This is a genomic window from Micromonospora sp. NPDC048170 (assembly GCF_040652795.1).
In the GTDB taxonomy this organism is placed as follows: domain Bacteria; phylum Actinomycetota; class Actinomycetes; order Mycobacteriales; family Micromonosporaceae; genus Micromonospora.
The window spans coordinates 1-15,112 of sequence record NZ_JBEZMR010000020.1; the positions used below are offsets into that span (position 1 = coordinate 1).

Annotated in this window: 13 protein-coding genes; 5 read left to right on the forward strand and 8 right to left on the reverse strand. The window is 74.0% G+C overall.

Going from position 1 to position 15,112, the window contains the following annotated elements; translation table 11 throughout:
- Together AB0D32_RS22200 and AB0D32_RS22205 are read left to right on the forward strand one after the other, a co-directional pair.
- On the forward strand, window positions 1-1,305 hold a 1,305-nt coding region (locus AB0D32_RS22200; protein ID WP_357093209.1), incomplete at its 5' end, for a M4 family metallopeptidase.
- Between the two features lie 121 nt (window positions 1,306-1,426).
- Window positions 1,427-2,200: an enoyl-CoA hydratase/isomerase family protein gene (locus AB0D32_RS22205; protein ID WP_357093509.1), complete on the forward strand. Its 774-nt coding sequence runs from the start codon at window positions 1,427-1,429 to the stop codon at window positions 2,198-2,200.
- A gap of 158 nt (window positions 2,201-2,358) precedes the next feature.
- Here AB0D32_RS22205 and AB0D32_RS22210 read toward each other — a convergent pair whose 3' ends face one another.
- From AB0D32_RS22210 to AB0D32_RS22220, 3 genes are all read right to left on the reverse strand, one after another.
- The gene (locus AB0D32_RS22210; protein ID WP_357093212.1) at window positions 2,359-2,802 is read right to left on the reverse strand and encodes an HNH endonuclease; all 444 of its coding nucleotides are present in this window, start codon (window positions 2,800-2,802) and stop codon (window positions 2,359-2,361) included.
- A gap of 369 nt (window positions 2,803-3,171) precedes the next feature.
- The gene (locus AB0D32_RS22215; RefSeq protein ID WP_357093216.1) at window positions 3,172-4,695 is read right to left on the reverse strand and encodes an FAD-dependent oxidoreductase; all 1,524 of its coding nucleotides are present in this window, start codon (window positions 4,693-4,695) and stop codon (window positions 3,172-3,174) included.
- Window positions 4,696-4,789: 94 nt separating this feature from the next.
- Window positions 4,790-5,281: an MSMEG_6728 family protein gene (locus AB0D32_RS22220; RefSeq protein ID WP_357093218.1), complete on the reverse strand. Its 492-nt coding sequence runs from the start codon at window positions 5,279-5,281 to the stop codon at window positions 4,790-4,792.
- Between the two features lie 100 nt (window positions 5,282-5,381).
- On the opposite strand from AB0D32_RS22220, the gene AB0D32_RS22225 reads away from it, so the two are divergent.
- A complete protein-coding gene (locus tag AB0D32_RS22225) occupies window positions 5,382-7,160 on the forward strand; it encodes an NAD-binding protein (RefSeq protein WP_357093220.1) in 1,779 nt (592 codons plus the stop codon).
- Window positions 7,161-7,199: 39 nt separating this feature from the next.
- Here AB0D32_RS22225 and AB0D32_RS22230 read toward each other — a convergent pair whose 3' ends face one another.
- Window positions 7,200-8,438 (reverse strand): APC family permease, encoded by a 1,239-nt coding sequence (locus tag AB0D32_RS22230; protein ID WP_357093223.1) that lies wholly within the window; start codon window positions 8,436-8,438, stop codon window positions 7,200-7,202.
- Between the two features lie 9 nt (window positions 8,439-8,447).
- Window positions 8,448-9,215, reverse strand: a complete 768-nt coding sequence (locus AB0D32_RS22235; RefSeq protein WP_357093225.1) for a phosphatase PAP2 family protein — start codon at window positions 9,213-9,215, stop codon at window positions 8,448-8,450.
- Between the two features lie 111 nt (window positions 9,216-9,326).
- Here AB0D32_RS22235 and AB0D32_RS22240 point away from each other — a divergent pair, with 111 nt between their 5' ends.
- Entirely contained in the window at window positions 9,327-10,538 is a 1,212-nt protein-coding gene (locus tag AB0D32_RS22240; protein WP_357093228.1) for a DUF4032 domain-containing protein, read from the forward strand.
- Window positions 10,539-11,030: 492 nt separating this feature from the next.
- On the opposite strand, the gene nagA is transcribed toward AB0D32_RS22240, so the two are convergent.
- The 3 genes from nagA to AB0D32_RS22255 are packed head-to-tail and all read right to left on the reverse strand — an operon-like array spanning window position 11,031 to window position 13,986.
- Window positions 11,031-12,140: an N-acetylglucosamine-6-phosphate deacetylase gene (gene nagA / locus AB0D32_RS22245; protein WP_357093231.1), complete on the reverse strand. Its 1,110-nt coding sequence runs from the start codon at window positions 12,138-12,140 to the stop codon at window positions 11,031-11,033.
- Complete coding sequence (locus tag AB0D32_RS22250; RefSeq protein WP_357093233.1) at window positions 12,140-13,060, reverse strand: ROK family protein; 921 nt, start codon at window positions 13,058-13,060, stop codon at window positions 12,140-12,142. Before AB0D32_RS22250 ends, nagA begins: the two co-directional genes overlap by 1 nt.
- Window positions 13,057-13,986, reverse strand: a complete 930-nt coding sequence (locus AB0D32_RS22255; RefSeq protein WP_357093236.1) for an SIS domain-containing protein — start codon at window positions 13,984-13,986, stop codon at window positions 13,057-13,059. The genes AB0D32_RS22250 and AB0D32_RS22255 overlap by 4 nt, the downstream gene beginning before the upstream one ends.
- A gap of 195 nt (window positions 13,987-14,181) precedes the next feature.
- Between AB0D32_RS22255 and AB0D32_RS22260 the strand changes: the two genes are divergently transcribed.
- The gene (locus AB0D32_RS22260) at window positions 14,182-14,967 is read left to right on the forward strand and encodes a DeoR/GlpR family DNA-binding transcription regulator (protein ID WP_357093238.1); all 786 of its coding nucleotides are present in this window, start codon (window positions 14,182-14,184) and stop codon (window positions 14,965-14,967) included.
- Window positions 14,968-15,112 lie beyond the last annotated feature (145 nt).

The following is a 15,112-nucleotide window of genomic DNA, read 5'->3' on the forward strand; positions in this document are numbered from 1 at the left end:
GACATCTTCGGCAACATGGTCGAGTTCTACGCCAACAGCCCTGCCGACCCGGGCGACTACCAGGTCGGCGAGAAGATCAACATCAACGGTGACGGTACGCCGCTGCGCTACATGTACAACCCGAACCTGGACGGCTCGAGCGACAGCTGCTGGTCCACCTCCACCAAGAACAAGAACGTGCACTACTCGTCCGGCGTGGCCAACCACTTCTTCTTCAACCTCGCCGAGGGCACCGGTGCCACCCCGTACGGCACCTCGCCGATCTGCGGCTCCGCCCCGGCGGTGACCGGCATCGGCCGCGTCAAGGCCGAGAAGATCTGGTGGCGGGCGCTGGACGCGTACTTCACCTCGAACACGTCGTACGTGAACACCAGCAACCCGGCGAACACTGCCCGGGCGTACACCCTGCGCGCCGCGACCGACCTGTACGGCAGCTGCTCCACCGAGTACCGGACCGTCCAGGCGGCCTGGACGGCGGTGAACGTGGCCGGCAACGACGCGCCGTGCTCGACCGGCAACGACTTCTCGGTCTCGCTCTCGCCGACCTCCGGCGCGGTCAACCCGGGCAGTTCGGTCTCCACCACCGTGGCGACCGCCATCACCAGCGGCTCGGCGCAGACCGTGACGCTGTCGGCGGCCGGCCTGCCGAGCGGGGCGACCGCCTCGTTCAGCCCGGCCTCGGTGACCTCGGGCGGCTCGTCGACCCTGACCGTCGCCACCACGGCTGCCACGCCGGCAGGCACCTACACGGTCACCGTGAACGGTGCCGGCTCGGTCACCCGTAGCGCCACCTACACGTTGACCGTGAACGGCACCGGCGGCGGCTGCACCAGCCCGGGTCAGAAGCTCGGCAACGCCGGCTTCGAGTCCGGGGCCACCACCTGGTCGCAGAGCTCGGGCGTGATCGGCCAGCACGGCGCCTCGCAGCCGGCCCGCACCGGCACCTGGAGCGCGTGGCTGAACGGGTACGGCAGCACCCGCACCGAGACGCTCTCCCAGTCGGTGAGCCTGCCGGCGGGGTGCACGTCGTACAACTTCAGCTTCTGGCTGCACATCGACTCGGCGGAGACCACCACCGGCACCGCGTACGACACGCTGCGGGTGCAGGTGCTCAACTCCTCCGGGACGGTGCTGGCGACCCTGGCCACGTACTCGAACCTGAACAAGGCCGCCGGGTACAGCCAGAAGTCGTTCTCGCTGGCCGCGTACAAGGGGCAGACCGTGACCCTGAAGTTCACCGGCACCGAGGACGTGTCGCTCCAGACGTCCTTCGTCGTGGACGACACCGCGCTCAACGTCTCCTGACGTAGCCGTACCGTCGCCGGCCCGGCGACCACCCCGCCACGGTGGTCGTCGGGCCGGCGCCGCTATGGTCGCCGCACCGACGTGCCGCCGCTCCCGGCGGCCGGGCGGGTGCCGAAGGGTGGTGACGGTGTCGGACGCGGAACTCCTCGTCGAGGTGACCGGGCCGGTGGCGACGGTGGTGATCCACAACCCGGCCCGGCGCAACGCGATGACCACCGGGATGTGGCGGCGGCTGCCGGAGCTGCTCGACGGGCTGGAGGCCGATCCGGCCGTCCGGGCACTGGTGCTCACCGGCGCCGGGGGCACCTTCTGCGCCGGTGCGGACCTGGGCGACCTGGACGAGCTGCTGGACGCCGGTGACGCCAGCATCGCGGTGGCCGCCGAGGAACGGCTCGCCGCCTTCGCCAAACCGACCGTCGCCGCCGTCCGGGGCGCGTGCGTGGGCGGCGGCTGCCAGCTCGCCGTCGCCTGCGACCTGCGGGTCGCCACCGTCGACGCGCGGTTCGGCGTGCCGCCGGCGCGGCTGGGCCTGGTGTACCCGGCACCGACCACCCGCCGGCTGGCCGGGCTGGTCGGGCCGGCCGCGGCCAAGCACCTGCTCTTCACCGCCGAGCTGATCGACGCCGAACGGGCGCTGCGGGTGGGCCTGGTCGACGAGGTGCTGCCGGTCGACCTGCTCGCCGCCCGGGTGGACGAGCTCACCGCCGCCATGGTCGCCCGGTCGCAGCTCAGCGTCGCGGCGGCCAAGGAGATCGTCGACGGCCGGGCGGACGACGACCGGATCGCCTGGTGGCACGGGCAGGTACGGGCCAGCGGTGAGGCCCGCGAGGGGGTTGCCGCCTTCCACGAGCGCCGCCCGGCCCGCTTCGGCTGGACGCCACCGGCACCACGCTGACTGTCGTTCGCAGACCGCCAACGGGGTCCGGGTCGTCGGGTCCACGTGATGGCCCGCGCCAGGAGTTCGTGGACGGACCACTGGTCCCCGGAGGGCCGGCGGGTGCCGCGCCGGGGTCGTACCCCCGACGCGGCCCCCCGTTCCCGCCGGCCGGTCCGTCACCGCCCGGTCATCGCCGCCCAGCTCGGGGCCACCGGCTCGCGCCGCAGCGGCATGCCTGCCTCGGCCGGCGTGCGGTCGCCCTTGTGCTGGTTGCAGCCGTAGCAGGCGGCCGTCGTGTTCCGCCAGGTGTTCCGGCCGCCGCGCGAGCGGGGCAGGACGTGGTCGACGGTGCCGGCCGGCCCGCCGCAGTACGCGCAGCAACGCCCGTCCCGGCGCAGCACCCCGGCACGGGACCAGGTCGGACCGGCGCTGAACCGCCACCGGGTCACCACGTAGCGGACGAGGCGCACCACCCGGGGCACCGGGAACACCCCGATCACCCGGTCCGGCTCGGCCTCGTGGATCTCGGCGACCCGCCGGCAGAGCATCCGGATCGCGTGCTGGACGGTGACCCGGTGCAGCGGGCCGAGGTCGGCGTTGACGACGAGGACGGCGTCCACCGGTGTCTCCCTTCGTGGCGGTGACGATCTGGGTGGGCCGGACAGCGAAAGAGCCGCCGGTCCGGTGCGGACGGGCGGCTCGACGTCGTGCGGGCACACGTCAGTCGGGCCGGCCGCCCCGGGGGTCTTCAGCTCGGCAACCGCCGCCGCCCGCCGGCGAGGCCAGGGGCGTGGGCAGCCACGACGGCACGTGGGTGACGTGCGACATCGACATGACCGGCTCCCGTGGCGGTGGTTGACCTTGCGCGCTCACGGTAGGTCGGCGGGGGACAGAGGGGCAACGGATTTCGATCGAGGCGCCGGCACGTCAGGGTGGCGTTGCGGTAGGCCAGGTGAGCCGAGCGATCCCGTTGCCTGTCCTGCACCCGGTCAGGCGAGCAGGCCCCGCGGCCGGATCGAGCGGACCGGCTCCGCCGCGCCGCCCTCGGCCCGCAGGATGTGGTTGGCCGCGATGATCCCGGTCGCCGCCGACCGCTCCATCAACGCGCTCGGGAAGTCGGTCCGGATGCCGTCGCCGGCCAGGTAGAGCCCGTCGGCGTCGGTGCGCACCCCCGGCCGCCAGGCGTGGCTGCCGGGCGTGAACGCCGGTGCCCGCGCCTCCACCCGGGCGCGCAGCTCGCGTACCCGCAGCCGGGCCGCCTCCGGCCAGAGCGCGGTCAGCTCGACCCGCATCCGTTCGGCCAGCTCCTCGGCGGGCACGCCCGGCTCGCAGGCGTACGCGTGCAGCTCCACGACCGAGCCGCCGGTGCGTCCGGCCCAGCGGCGGGACTCGTTCTCCAGCCGGTGGTAGAGGGTCACCGAGTCCAGGGTGGGCTGCCGGGACACCCCGCTGAACACCGCCCGGTCGGCGGCCACGTCCCCGTCGCACCAGTAGCGCGCCACCGCGTACGGCGGGCCGGGCCGGCCGAACGCGGACACCTGCGCCGCCAGCCGGGGTGCGTGGTCGGCCAGCCCGGGCGAGGCCGCGACCAGCGTGGCCAGGGCGGGCGGGTCGACGGCGAGCACCACGTGCCCGGCCGGGTACGCCGTGCCGTCGGCGGTCGCCACCCGCCAGCCGGCGCCGTCGCGGGCCAGGGCGGTGACGGCGGCGTCGGTGACGACCCGGCCGCCGTGCCTCTCCACGTGCCGGGCCAGCGGCTCCCAGATCGCCGCCGCGTAGTCCTCGTCGGGGCAGTCGAAGGCCAGCCCCTCCGGATTGCCCAGCAGGTAGAAGTGGAACTGCGCGATCATCTCGGCGGCCGACATCTCCGCCTCGTGGTTGAAGAACGAGTGGGAGAACACCTCGAAGAGCATCGCGCGGGCCCGGTCGGGCAGCCGCAGCGAGGTGAGCAGCGCGTCGGCGGTGCTGTCGTCGAACTCGGCGTAGGTGCGCCGCGGGTCGTAGGTGAGCAGCGGCAGCGCCGCGTCCCGGTCCATTCCGAGCAGGTCAGCCAGGCGCAGGCTCGGGCTGCGCAGCAGCAGCGCCAGCAGGTTCATCGGCGGCGCGGGCGGCAGCCGGCCGAACTCCTCGGTCGGCCACCGCTCGCTGAGGACCGGGTAGCCCGGAACCGGCCGGAGGAAGCCGAGCCCCGGGTCGGCGCGGCGCAGGATCGAGCGCCAGTTGTAGTACTGCCGGAAGAACGCGTGGAAGCCGTGCTCGTTCATCTGCCGCGTGCCGTCGGCGAACGTCTCCGGCCACGCCCCGAGCCGCCCGCCGAGGGTGGGCGCCGTCTCCAGCACGGTCACCGTCACCCCTCGTTCGGCCAGCACCACCGCCGCCGACATGCCGGCGATCCCGCCGCCGACCACCACGGCCCGCACGTGACGCGGCACGCGGGGGGCGCCGCCACCGCCCGGGTCGACCTCGTGCTCGCGTACGCCGATGAGCCGACCGACCACTTTCGACAGCGCCATGTGCACCTCTCCGCCAGGTGTGCCCCCAGTCTGCCCTCAGGTGAAAGGAAGGGACCCTTCTTCTACCTCAGGCGTTGACGAGGTGCCCTTCCTTTCACGCCGGCGGGGGCGGGCAGCGGCGCTCGCGGTCGGAGTCGGGCCAGACGTACTCCAGGTCGGGCGGGACGTCGTCGCCGAAGATCGGGCCGTAGTGCCCGGGGTCCTTGCGCAGCAGTGACGAGCGGTGGCTCAGGTGCAGGTCGTCGCGGCCCAGCCACGGCGGCAGTTCCCCGGCCTCGGCGAGCTCACGCTGGGTGCGGACCCGGGTCAGGCCGCAGGCGGTGGCGAGATCGGCGGTCATCGTGGCCGCGCAGGTGTCGGCCCGACCGGGCTCGCACCAGACCGCGCAGACGTCCAACCCGTACCGGGTGAGGGCCTCCTCGTACCCGGCCCACATCTTCACCGCCGGATGGTTGCGCCAGCCGTACGTGGGCCAGGTCAGCCCGCGCAGCACCTGGATGGTCTCCACCCGCTGCTTGCCGAGCCGCCTCTGGTCCAGCGTCCGGGCACTGGCCAGAAAGTCCGGGTACGGCAGGAACGTCTGCATGCCGGTGCCCTACCCGTCTCCGGCCGGGACATGCCGGCGCGACCAGTTTTCATGATCAAGGGGCTGCGCCCGGAGCGACCGGCTGACTACGATTCGGCACATGGCGGAGCCCCTGCTGGATCGTGCGCGGCGTGCCAGCCGGCGGCTCCGGGTCAACGGTGACGCGCGGGCGCACTACGTGGTCTGTGGACGCGACGCCCTCGCCTACTGGGTGGTGCGGGCGTTGCTCGCCACCGAGTTCCAGGACGGACGCGTCCGGATCACCCTGGTCGTGCCGGAACGACCGCGCTCCGACGAGCCCGACGGGCGGGGCCTCCAGGGCGTCGAGGTGGTGCGCGCCGACCGGCTGGACGAGGTCACCTTCCGCCGGGCCGGGCTGGCCGGCGCCGACGGGCTGGCCCTGCTGCACCAGGACGACGTCGGCAACATGCACGCCGCGCTGTGCGCGCAGGAGGTCGAGCCCCGGCTGCGCCTGGTGGTACGGATGTTCAACACCGGCCTCGCCAACGGGGTGCGGCGGATCTTCCCCGACTCGGCGGTGCTCTCCGACGCCTCCATGGCCGCCCCCGCCTTCGTGGCCGCCGCCCTCGGCGAGGTCGCACCCACCCACTTCCGGCACGGCGGACGCACCCTCTACGTGGCCCGCCGCGACGACGTACGCCCCACCGACGTGGTCTGCGGGGTGGCCGACACCCGCGACTCCCAGCAGGTCCGCCTGCTGCCCGCCGACGAACCCGTGGCCGACCTGGTGATCGCCGAGGCGACCGGGACGCCACCCGGGACGGAGTTGGCCGCCCGCCGCCTGGTGCGGGCCCGCCGACGCCGCCGCCCCCTGACCGTGCTGCTGCGTGCGGTACGCAGCTTCGCCACCCGCAAGATCGGCCTCGCGGTGATCGTGCTGCTGATGGTGATCGGCGTGCTCGGCTGGCTCAACGGGTACGCCTCGCACAAAGGCTGGGCCGACTCGCTCTACCTCACGCTGGTCACCACGCTCACCGGGCAGGATCCGGACCCGGACAAGTCGGCGGCCGAGCAGGTCATGCAGGTGGTGCTCAACCTGGCCGGGCTGGCGCTGATCCCGCTGATCACCGCCGTGGTGGTGGACGGCATAGTCAACGCCCGGCTGGCCCTGCACTCCGGCCGCATCCAGCCCGAGCGCTCCGGGCACGTGGTGGTGGTCGGGCTGGGCAACGTCGGCACCCGGGTGATGGCCCAGCTCTGCGACTTCGGCGTCGAGGTGGTGGCGATCGACAGGGTGCCCGAGCCGCGCGGTGGCGCGCTGGCCCGGCGGCTGGGCGTACCGCTGATCGTGGGGGACGCCGCGCTGGAGGAGACCCTCCAGTCCGCGTCCGTGGGTGGCTGCCAGGCGCTGGTGGTGGTCTCCACCGACGACGAGACCAACCTCCAGGCGGCGCTCAACGGCCTGGCCGTCAACCCGGAACTCCAGGTGGTGCTGCGCCTCTTCGACGGCCACTTCGCCGAACGCATCCAGCAGGCGTTCGGCATAGGCGTCTCGCGCAGCGTGTCCTACCTCGCCGCGCCGTCGTTCGCCGCCGCGCTGCTGGACCGCGCGGTGATAGCCACCATCCCGGTCGGCCGACACGCGCTGCTGGTCACCGAGGTCTCGGTCGCCGCCGGCTCGTCGCTGGACGGTCGACCGCTCGCCGTCGTCGGGCGGGCCGAGAGCGTACGCCTGCTGGCGCACGCCCGGGCCGGTCAGCGCCTCGACTGGGCACCCGATTCGCGCCTGGTGATCGTCGCGGGCGACCGGCTGACGGTGGTGGCCCGCCGGGCCGGCCTGAACGCCCTGCTCCGCGAGGCCGCGCCACCCCCGCCGGAGGACCCGGTCGCGCCGGTGCCCCGGCAGCCGGAGGAGTGACGGCCCGTCCGACCGGCCGGCATCCCGGCGCCTCGGCGGTCAGCCCCGCCGGGGGCGCAGGGCGTACCAGGCGGTGCCGGCGGCCAGCACGGCGAAGCCGGTGAGCACGCTGGAGAGCGGCAGGTTGACCGCGAGCAGCAGGCAGCCGACCAGCCCCAGCACGGCCAGCGCCCGCACCGGCAGCCGGCGGCCCGGGTCGCGGCCCAGCGTCAGCGCGGCGGCGTTGGTGATCGCGTAGTAGACCAGCACGGTGCAGCTGGAGAAGCCGATGGCGTCGCGGACGTCGCCCAGCAGCACGATCAGCACCACCACCGCGGCCACGGCCAGCTCCGCCCGGTGCGGCACCCGGTGCACGGGGTGGACGGCGGCGAGCGCCCCCGGCAGGTCGCGGCGGCGGGCCATCGCCAGCGCGGTGCGCCCCACCCCGGCGAGCAGGGAGAGCAGGACGCCCGTCACCGCCACGGTCGCCCCGGCCCGGACCAGCCAGGCCAGGCCGGGCAGCCCGGCGGCGGTCACCACGTCGGCCAGGGGCGCGGCGGAACCGGCCAGCCGGTCGGCCCCGAGCACGCCGACCGTCACCACGGCGAGCACCAGGTAGACCGCCAGCACCACGCCGAGGGCCAGCGGGACCGCCCGGGGGATGGTCCGCTGCGGGTCGCGTACCTCCTCGCCGAGGGTGGCGATCCGGGCGTACCCGGCGAAGGCGAAGAAGAGCAGCCCGGCGGCGGTGAGCACGCCCCGCCCGGAAGCGTCGAGGTCGCCGAGCCGGTCGAGCGAGACGCCGCCGCCGACCGCGCCGACCACCGCGACCAGGGCCAGCACCGCGAGCACCACGCCGACCAGCACCTTCGTCGCGGTCGCGGTCCGGCCGATGCCGCGCAGGTTCACGGCGGTCACCGCCAGCACCGCGCCGACCGCCACGAGCCGGGCCTGCCCCGGCCAGAGGTACGCCCCGATGGTCAGCGCCATCGCCGCACAGCTCGCCGTCTTGCCGACCACGAAACCCCAGCCGGCCAGGAAACCGGCGAACGGGCCGAGTCGCTCCCGCCCGTACACGTAGGTGCCGCCGGACTCCGGGTAGCGGGCGGCCAGCCGGGCCGAGCTGGTCGCGTTGCAGAAGGCGATGAAGCCGGCCAGCACGAGCGCCGCCAGCAGCCCGGCCCCGCCGGCCGCCGCCGCGGCGGGCGCGAAGACGACGAAGACGCCCGCGCCGAGCATCGAGCCCAGACCGATGACCACCGCATCTCGTACGCCCAGCCGGCGCGCCAGTTGCTCCACGGCGGGACCCTAGGGGGCGGAGATGAACGGCCGGTTCCAGTCCCGCAGCGCCCCCGGCAACGGCAGGTCGTCCCACGGCACCCGGTGCACCAGCCGGTCCAGGAGGAGCCCGAGCAGCAGCCCGGCGACCGAGTCGGTCAGCCAGTGCCAGCCCAGGTAGGTGGTGGTGCAGAGCACGACGACCGGCGGCACCACCCGGACGACGGTGACCAGCCGGGGCGGCACGGTCCGGCCGTACGTGCGCAGCAGCGGGGCGAGCAGCAGCGCGATGACGCCGTACCAGAGGATCGCGTTCGCGACGTGGCCGGAGGGGTAGGACTGGGCGAAGCGGAGTGGCAGTTCGTCCTGGAACAGCGGGAGGGTCTGCTCGGCGGGCAGGAAGGGATCCTTGACGCTCGCGCTGGGCGCGGGTCGGGCGGTCCACACCTTGAGCGGGCCGATGGTGAGATAGCTGAGGGCGAAGGCGAGCACCGGTGGCAGCACCGGGCGGACCGATCTCAGCCGCACCGCGAGTAGCACCCCGAGCCCCAGGGCGATCAACGTCAGCGGGGTGCCCTGGCCGAGATAGTTGAGGATCACCGCCGTCCAGTGCGCGGCCGTCGGCCGGTGCGCCGCCGACCAGTCGGCGATCGCGCGGTCGATCCCGAAGAGCCGTTCGGCGGCGAGCGCCACGGTCAACCCGATCAGGGCGGTGAGCAGGAGCGCGTCGAACCACCAGCCGGCCGGCCGGACCGGCCTGAGCCGCACCTTTCCCCGTACCGCCGTGGTCTCCCGCACCCCGACCACGCTACCGGCCCCGGTCGGCGCCGGACCGGGACGGGCCGGGGCGGCTGTGTGCCCAGCCACGATGGGAGGCGCTCGATGGGTACACCCGTCAGACTTGTCCCCGTGCGGATCACCTCGGCCCTCGTGGACCCGGCGTTGCTCGATCTCCCCTGGTCGACTCCGCTGGAGGAGTGGCCTGCGCAACACCTGGTGGCGCTGCCCCAGGGCATCTCCCGGCACATCGTCCGCTTCGTCCGGCTGGGCGGCTACGTCTACGCGGTCAAGGAGACCGGCGAGCGGGTCGCCGAGCGGGAGTACGACCTGCTGCGCGCCCTGGAGCGGATCGACTTCCCGTCGGTGGAGGCGGTGGCGATCGTCGCCGACCGGCAGACCGACGACGGCGAACCGCTCGACCCGGTGCTGATCACCCGGCACCTCCAGTTCTCGCTGCCCTACCGGGCGCTCTTCTCGCACACACTGCGCCCGGAGACGCTGGGCCGGCTGCTCGACGCGTTGGCGGCCCTGATCGTGCGGATGCACCTGACGGGCTTCTTCTGGGGCGACTGCTCGCTGTCGAACACGCTGTTCCGGCGGGACGCCGGCGCGTTCGCCGCCTACCTGGTGGACGCCGAGACCGGCGCCCTGCACCACTCCCTCTCCAACGGCCAGCGCGGCGAGGACCTGGAGATCGCCCGGGTCAACATCTTCGGCGAGGCGCTCGACCTCCAGGCCGCCGGGCTGCTGCACGAGTCGATCGACCCGGAGGTGGTCTGCGAGGAGGTCGTGCAGCGCTACGAGCGGCTGTGGCACGAGATAACGTACGAGCAGCAGGTCGAGCGGGAGGCCCGGCACGACATAGAGGGGCGGATCCGCCGCCTCAACGAGCTGGGCTTCGACGTGGCCGAGGTGGCCATGTCCACGATCGACAACGGGCGCTACCTGGTCCGGCCGAAGGTGGTCGACGCCGGCTACCACACCCGGCGGCTGCTTCGCCTGACCGGCCTGGACGCCGAGGAGAACCAGGCCCGCCGGCTGCTCAACAACCTCGACGCCTACCGGGCCGAGAGTTACCTGACCGACGAGCAGCAGGCCGCGCACCGCTGGCTGACCGAGGTCTTCGAGCCGGTGGTCCGGGCCGTGCCCGCGCACCTGCGCCGCAAGTTGGAGCCGCAGGAGCTCTTCTCGCAGATCATCGAGCACAAGTGGCTGCTCTCCGAGCGGGCCGGCCGGGACGTCGGGATGGGCCCGGCCGTGCAGTCGTTCCTCTCCGACGTGCTGGTGCACCGCCCCGACGAGCAGGCCGTGCTCGGCGTCGAGGTCCCCACCGTCGGCTGACGGTCCGTCGCCCGCCCGTCGTTTGCCCGTCGCTCGTCGCTCGTCGTTCGTGTCCGTCCCGACGTGCTTTGGCTGGCGCTGTCGAGCTGCCCCTACAGACGGGGCAGACCCGAGGGTGCCACCGCCTCGTCACCCGGTGAATCCCGAACGCCCCTCGTCGCAGCTCGATGCCAGTGCCCGCTCCAGCCGCCGCTTGCCGATGTACGCCCACGCGCAGACGACGTCGGTCCAGAGCTCGATTCGCATGGCTGACGGATGCCGTAGCCGATGACGCGACACAGTGGCAGGGCGCAGGAGTGCGATGGACACCGCATCGCGGTCTCAGCGGGTGACCTCGCGCCTGATGGCCCCGGCCAATTCGAAGGGGCACCCCGGGGGCATCGGCGACAGCATCAGGCCGGCGGGGGTGGTCTCACAGATGGGGCAGCTCGACAGCGCCCGGACCGAGTAGGCCGGTCCGAGCAGGCCGGCCCGAGCAGGCCGGCCGTCCGATCACTCCACCCAGGAGCCGCCGCGCATCACCCGGACCACGTTCAGGTCGTCGTCGAGCACCACCAGGTCGGCCCGGAGCCCGACCTGGAGCGCGCCCAGCTGGTCGCCGAGGCCGATCGCGCGGGCCGGCGTGGTGGCGGCCATCCGCACGGCGTCCGCGATCGGGATCCCGGCGGCCACCGCGTGCCGCAGCGCGGCGTCCATGGTCAGGGTGCTGCCCGCGATCGCGCCGTCGCGGGCCAGCCGGGCCACGCCGTCCGCCACCGTGACGGTCTGGCCGCCCAGGTCGTACTCGCCGTCGGACATGCCGGCGGCGGCCATCGCGTCGGTGATCAGGGCGGCCCGCTCGGGGCCCGCCGTCGAGGTGGCGAAGGTCAGCATTCCGTCGTGCAGGTGCACGCCGTCGGCGACCAGCTCGCAGACCACGTTCGGGGCGTCCAGCAGGGCCACCACCGGGCCGGGCTCGCGGTGGTGCACCGGCCGCATCCCGTTGAACAGGTGGGTGCCGACGCTCGCGCCCGCCGCGACCGCGGCGCGGGTCTCGTCGTACGTGGCGTCGGTGTGGCCGACCGCGGCGACCACCCGGTGCGCGGTGAGCAGCTTGATCGCCGCCAGTGCGCCGTCCCGCTCGGGGGCGAGGGTGACCATCCGGACCGCCCCGCCGCCCAGCTCGATCAGCTCCGCCAGCTCGTCCGTCGACGGGTCGCGCAGGTACTCGGGGTTCTGCGCGCCGCAGCGGGCGGAGGAGAGATACGGCCCCTCGAAGTGGATCCCGGCCAGCACCCCCTCGGCGACGAGCGGGGCGAACGCCTCGGTGGCCGAGCGCATGAGCGCGAAAGGCGAGCTGACCAGGCTGGCCAGCAGGGTGGTGGTGCCGTGCCGCAGGTGGAAGTCGGCGGCCTGCCGGGCCTGCTCGGCGTCGCCGGTGGTGAAGGTGTGCCCGCCGCCGCCGTGCGTGTGCATGTCGACGAAGCCCGGCACGATCCAGTGCCCGTCGCGGACCGACGGGTATTCGGCCACCGCCCGGATCCGGCCCTCTTCCAACTCCACGCAGCCCTGCCGGATCACGCCGGTCGGCGTCACCACCTTGCCGTTCACCCGGTTGGCCATCACTTCTCCAGAGTGTCGAGGGCGAGCAGGGCGGCGCCGAGGCAGCCGGCCTCGTCGCCGAGGGCCGCCGCGACCAGGCGCGGCTCCCGGTGGAACGTCATCCGCTCGTGCAACGCGGCCCGCAGCGGGTCGAACAGCAGCGCGCCGGCCCGCGTCAGCCCGCCGCCGAGCACGACGGTCTGCACGTCGTAGAGGGCCTGGCCGGCGGCGAGGCCGTCGGCGAGCGCCTCGACGGCTTCCCGCCAGACGTCCGCCGCCAGCGGCTCGCCGGCCGCCGCCCGTTCGGCGACCTCGGCGGCGGTCGCCGGTACGCCGGCCAGTGCCGAGTAGCGCCGTCCGATCGCGGCGGCGGAGGACACCGCCTCCAGGCAGCCGGGACGGCCGCAGCCGCAGCGCGGCCCGCCGGGGCGTACCTGGATGTGGCCGATCTCGCCCGCGGCGCCGTGCGCGCCGGTGGCGGCCGTGCCGCCGACCACGTGCGCGGCGGCGATCCCGGTGCCGATCGCGACGAAGAGGACGTGCCCGGCGTCGCGGCCGGCGCCGAGCCGGGCCTCGGCCAGGCCGCCGGCGCGCACGTCGTGGCCGAGCGCCGTCGGCAGCCCGAGCCGCTCGTGGGCCAGGTCCCGCAGCGGTACGTCCCGGAAGCCCAGGTTCGCCGACCAGGCGGCGATCCCGCGCGCCTCGTCGATCACCCCGGGCACCGCGATGCCGGCCGCGACCGGGTCGAGCCCGTCGGCGCGGGCCTTGCCGGCGAGCCCCTCGGCGACCGCCAGGACGGTGTCGACCACGGCGTCCGGGCCGCGCCCGGCGTCGGTGGCGTGCCGCTCGGCGTGCAGTACGACACCGTCGGCCCGGACCAGCGCGCACTTCATCCCGGTGCCGCCGACGTCCAGCGCGACGACGACGTCGGTGGGCCTCACGCGAGTACCACGGACCGGCTCAGGTGCCGGGGCGCGTCGGGGTCGAGGCCCCGGCTGGTGGCGAGAGCGACGGCGAACCGCTGCGCCAGGATCAGGTCGGCCATCGGGTCGACCGGCGTACGGCCGGCCGCCCAGCTGCCCAGCACGGTGCGGCAGCCGTGGGTGCGGCTGTGCACGAACGCCGCCCCCGTCGCCGCGACGTCCTCCGGTAGCCCGTCGGGCAGCTCGCCGAACGCCCAGACCAGCCGGCCCGGCGCCGCGATCGAGATCGGCCCGTGCCGGTAGTCCATCGCCGGGTACGCCTCGGCCCAGAAGGTGGCCGCCTCGCGGCACTTCAGCGCGGCCTCCTGGGCCAGCCCGACCGTCCAGCCGCGGCCGAGGAAGGTGACCTGCTCGATCTGGGTCGGGTCGATCGGCAGCGGCGCACGTACGGCCACCTCCGCGTCGGCGGCGAGCACGTCGATGTTGTCGCCGAGGTGGGCGCGGAGCAGCGCCAGCGCGGTGGTCGCGAAGCGGGTCTGCACCACCGAGCGCTCGTCGGCGAAGGGCATGGGCACCGCCGCGTCGGCCAGCGCGACGGCGGGGGAGTCGGGGTCGCCGACCAGGACGGTGGTCGGCACCTGCCCGCGCAGGGCGGCGATCAGCTCGGTGACCTCGGTGGTGGTGCCGGAGCGGGTGATCGCGACGAGCCGGTCGTAGCGCCGCCCGGCGGGGAACTCGGAGGCCTGGAAGGCGTCGGTCTCGCCCTGGCCGAGGTGCTCGCGGCGGGCCGCGTACGCCATCGCCATGAACCACGACGTGCCGCAACCCACGACGGCGACCCGCTCGCCGGGGCGGGGGAGACGGTCGGCGGCGGTGGCGGCGAGTCGTGCGGCCTCCCGCCAGCAGTCGGGCTGGCTCGCGATCTCGGCGTCGACGTACGACATGAGAACTCCTACGCAGGGGAGCGGTGCGCAATACGGCTCGTTAGAGCCGCCTTTCGCGCGTTATTCTGCGCGAAACCGACTGGCTGTGGCAACCGGCCTCGGCATCGCGCAGGCCAGGGTTTTGCGCCCTCGTAGTTTCGCGCACTACTGTGCACGCAATCAATCACCGACCGCGCAGTAGCTGGAGGGCCCGGGGTGGACCGGTACGCCAGATGGAACGCCCTGCTCGAGATGTTGACCGACAACGGCCGGGTCAGCGTCGAGGAGGCCGCCGAGCGGCTGGACGTCTCCCAGGCCACCATCCGGCGCGACTTCGACCAGCTCGCCCAACAGCAGATGATCACCCGGACCCGGGGTGGCGCGGTCGCCAACGGCGTCTCGTACGACCTGCCGCTGCGCTACAAGACCGCGAAGCACTCGGCGGAGAAGCAGCGGATCGGCACCGCCGCCGCCGCGCTGGTCTCGCCGGGCACCGTGGTGGGCCTCAACGGCGGCACGACCAGCACGGAGGTGGCCCGGGCCCTCGCCGTCCGGCCCGACCTGAACACCAGCGCCGAGGGTGCCCAGCTCACCGTGGTCACCAACGCGCTGAACATCGCCAACGAGCTGCTGGTCCGCTCCCGGATGAAGGTCGTGGTGGCCGGCGGCGTGGTCCGCCCGAAGTCGTTCGAGCTGGTCGGCCCGCTGGGCGGGGCGTTGCTGCGCGAGGTCACCCTGGACGTCGCCCTGCTCGGCGTGGACGCGATCGACCCGCAGCTCGGCGCCGCCGCCCACCACGAGGGTGAGGCGGCGATGAACAACCTGATGGTGGCCCGGGCCAAGCGGGTCGTGATAATCGCCGACTCGTCCAAGCTGGGTGGTCACGCCTTCGCCCGGATCTGCCCGGTGGACCGGGTGGAGACGTTGGTCACCGACTCCGGGGCCAGCCCCGAGGTGGTGGAGGCGTTCCGCGCCGCCGGCGTGACCGTCGTCTGCGCCTGAGGTGAAAGGGAGGGCAACCTTCCTGACGCCTGGCGCATAGGAAGGGGCCCTTCCTTTCACCCGATCGGCGTGGCGATGCATACCGGGTATTGCGGCCCGGTGCATACCGCGTATGGTGTCGCGTGTCATACACCCATCGGGGGAG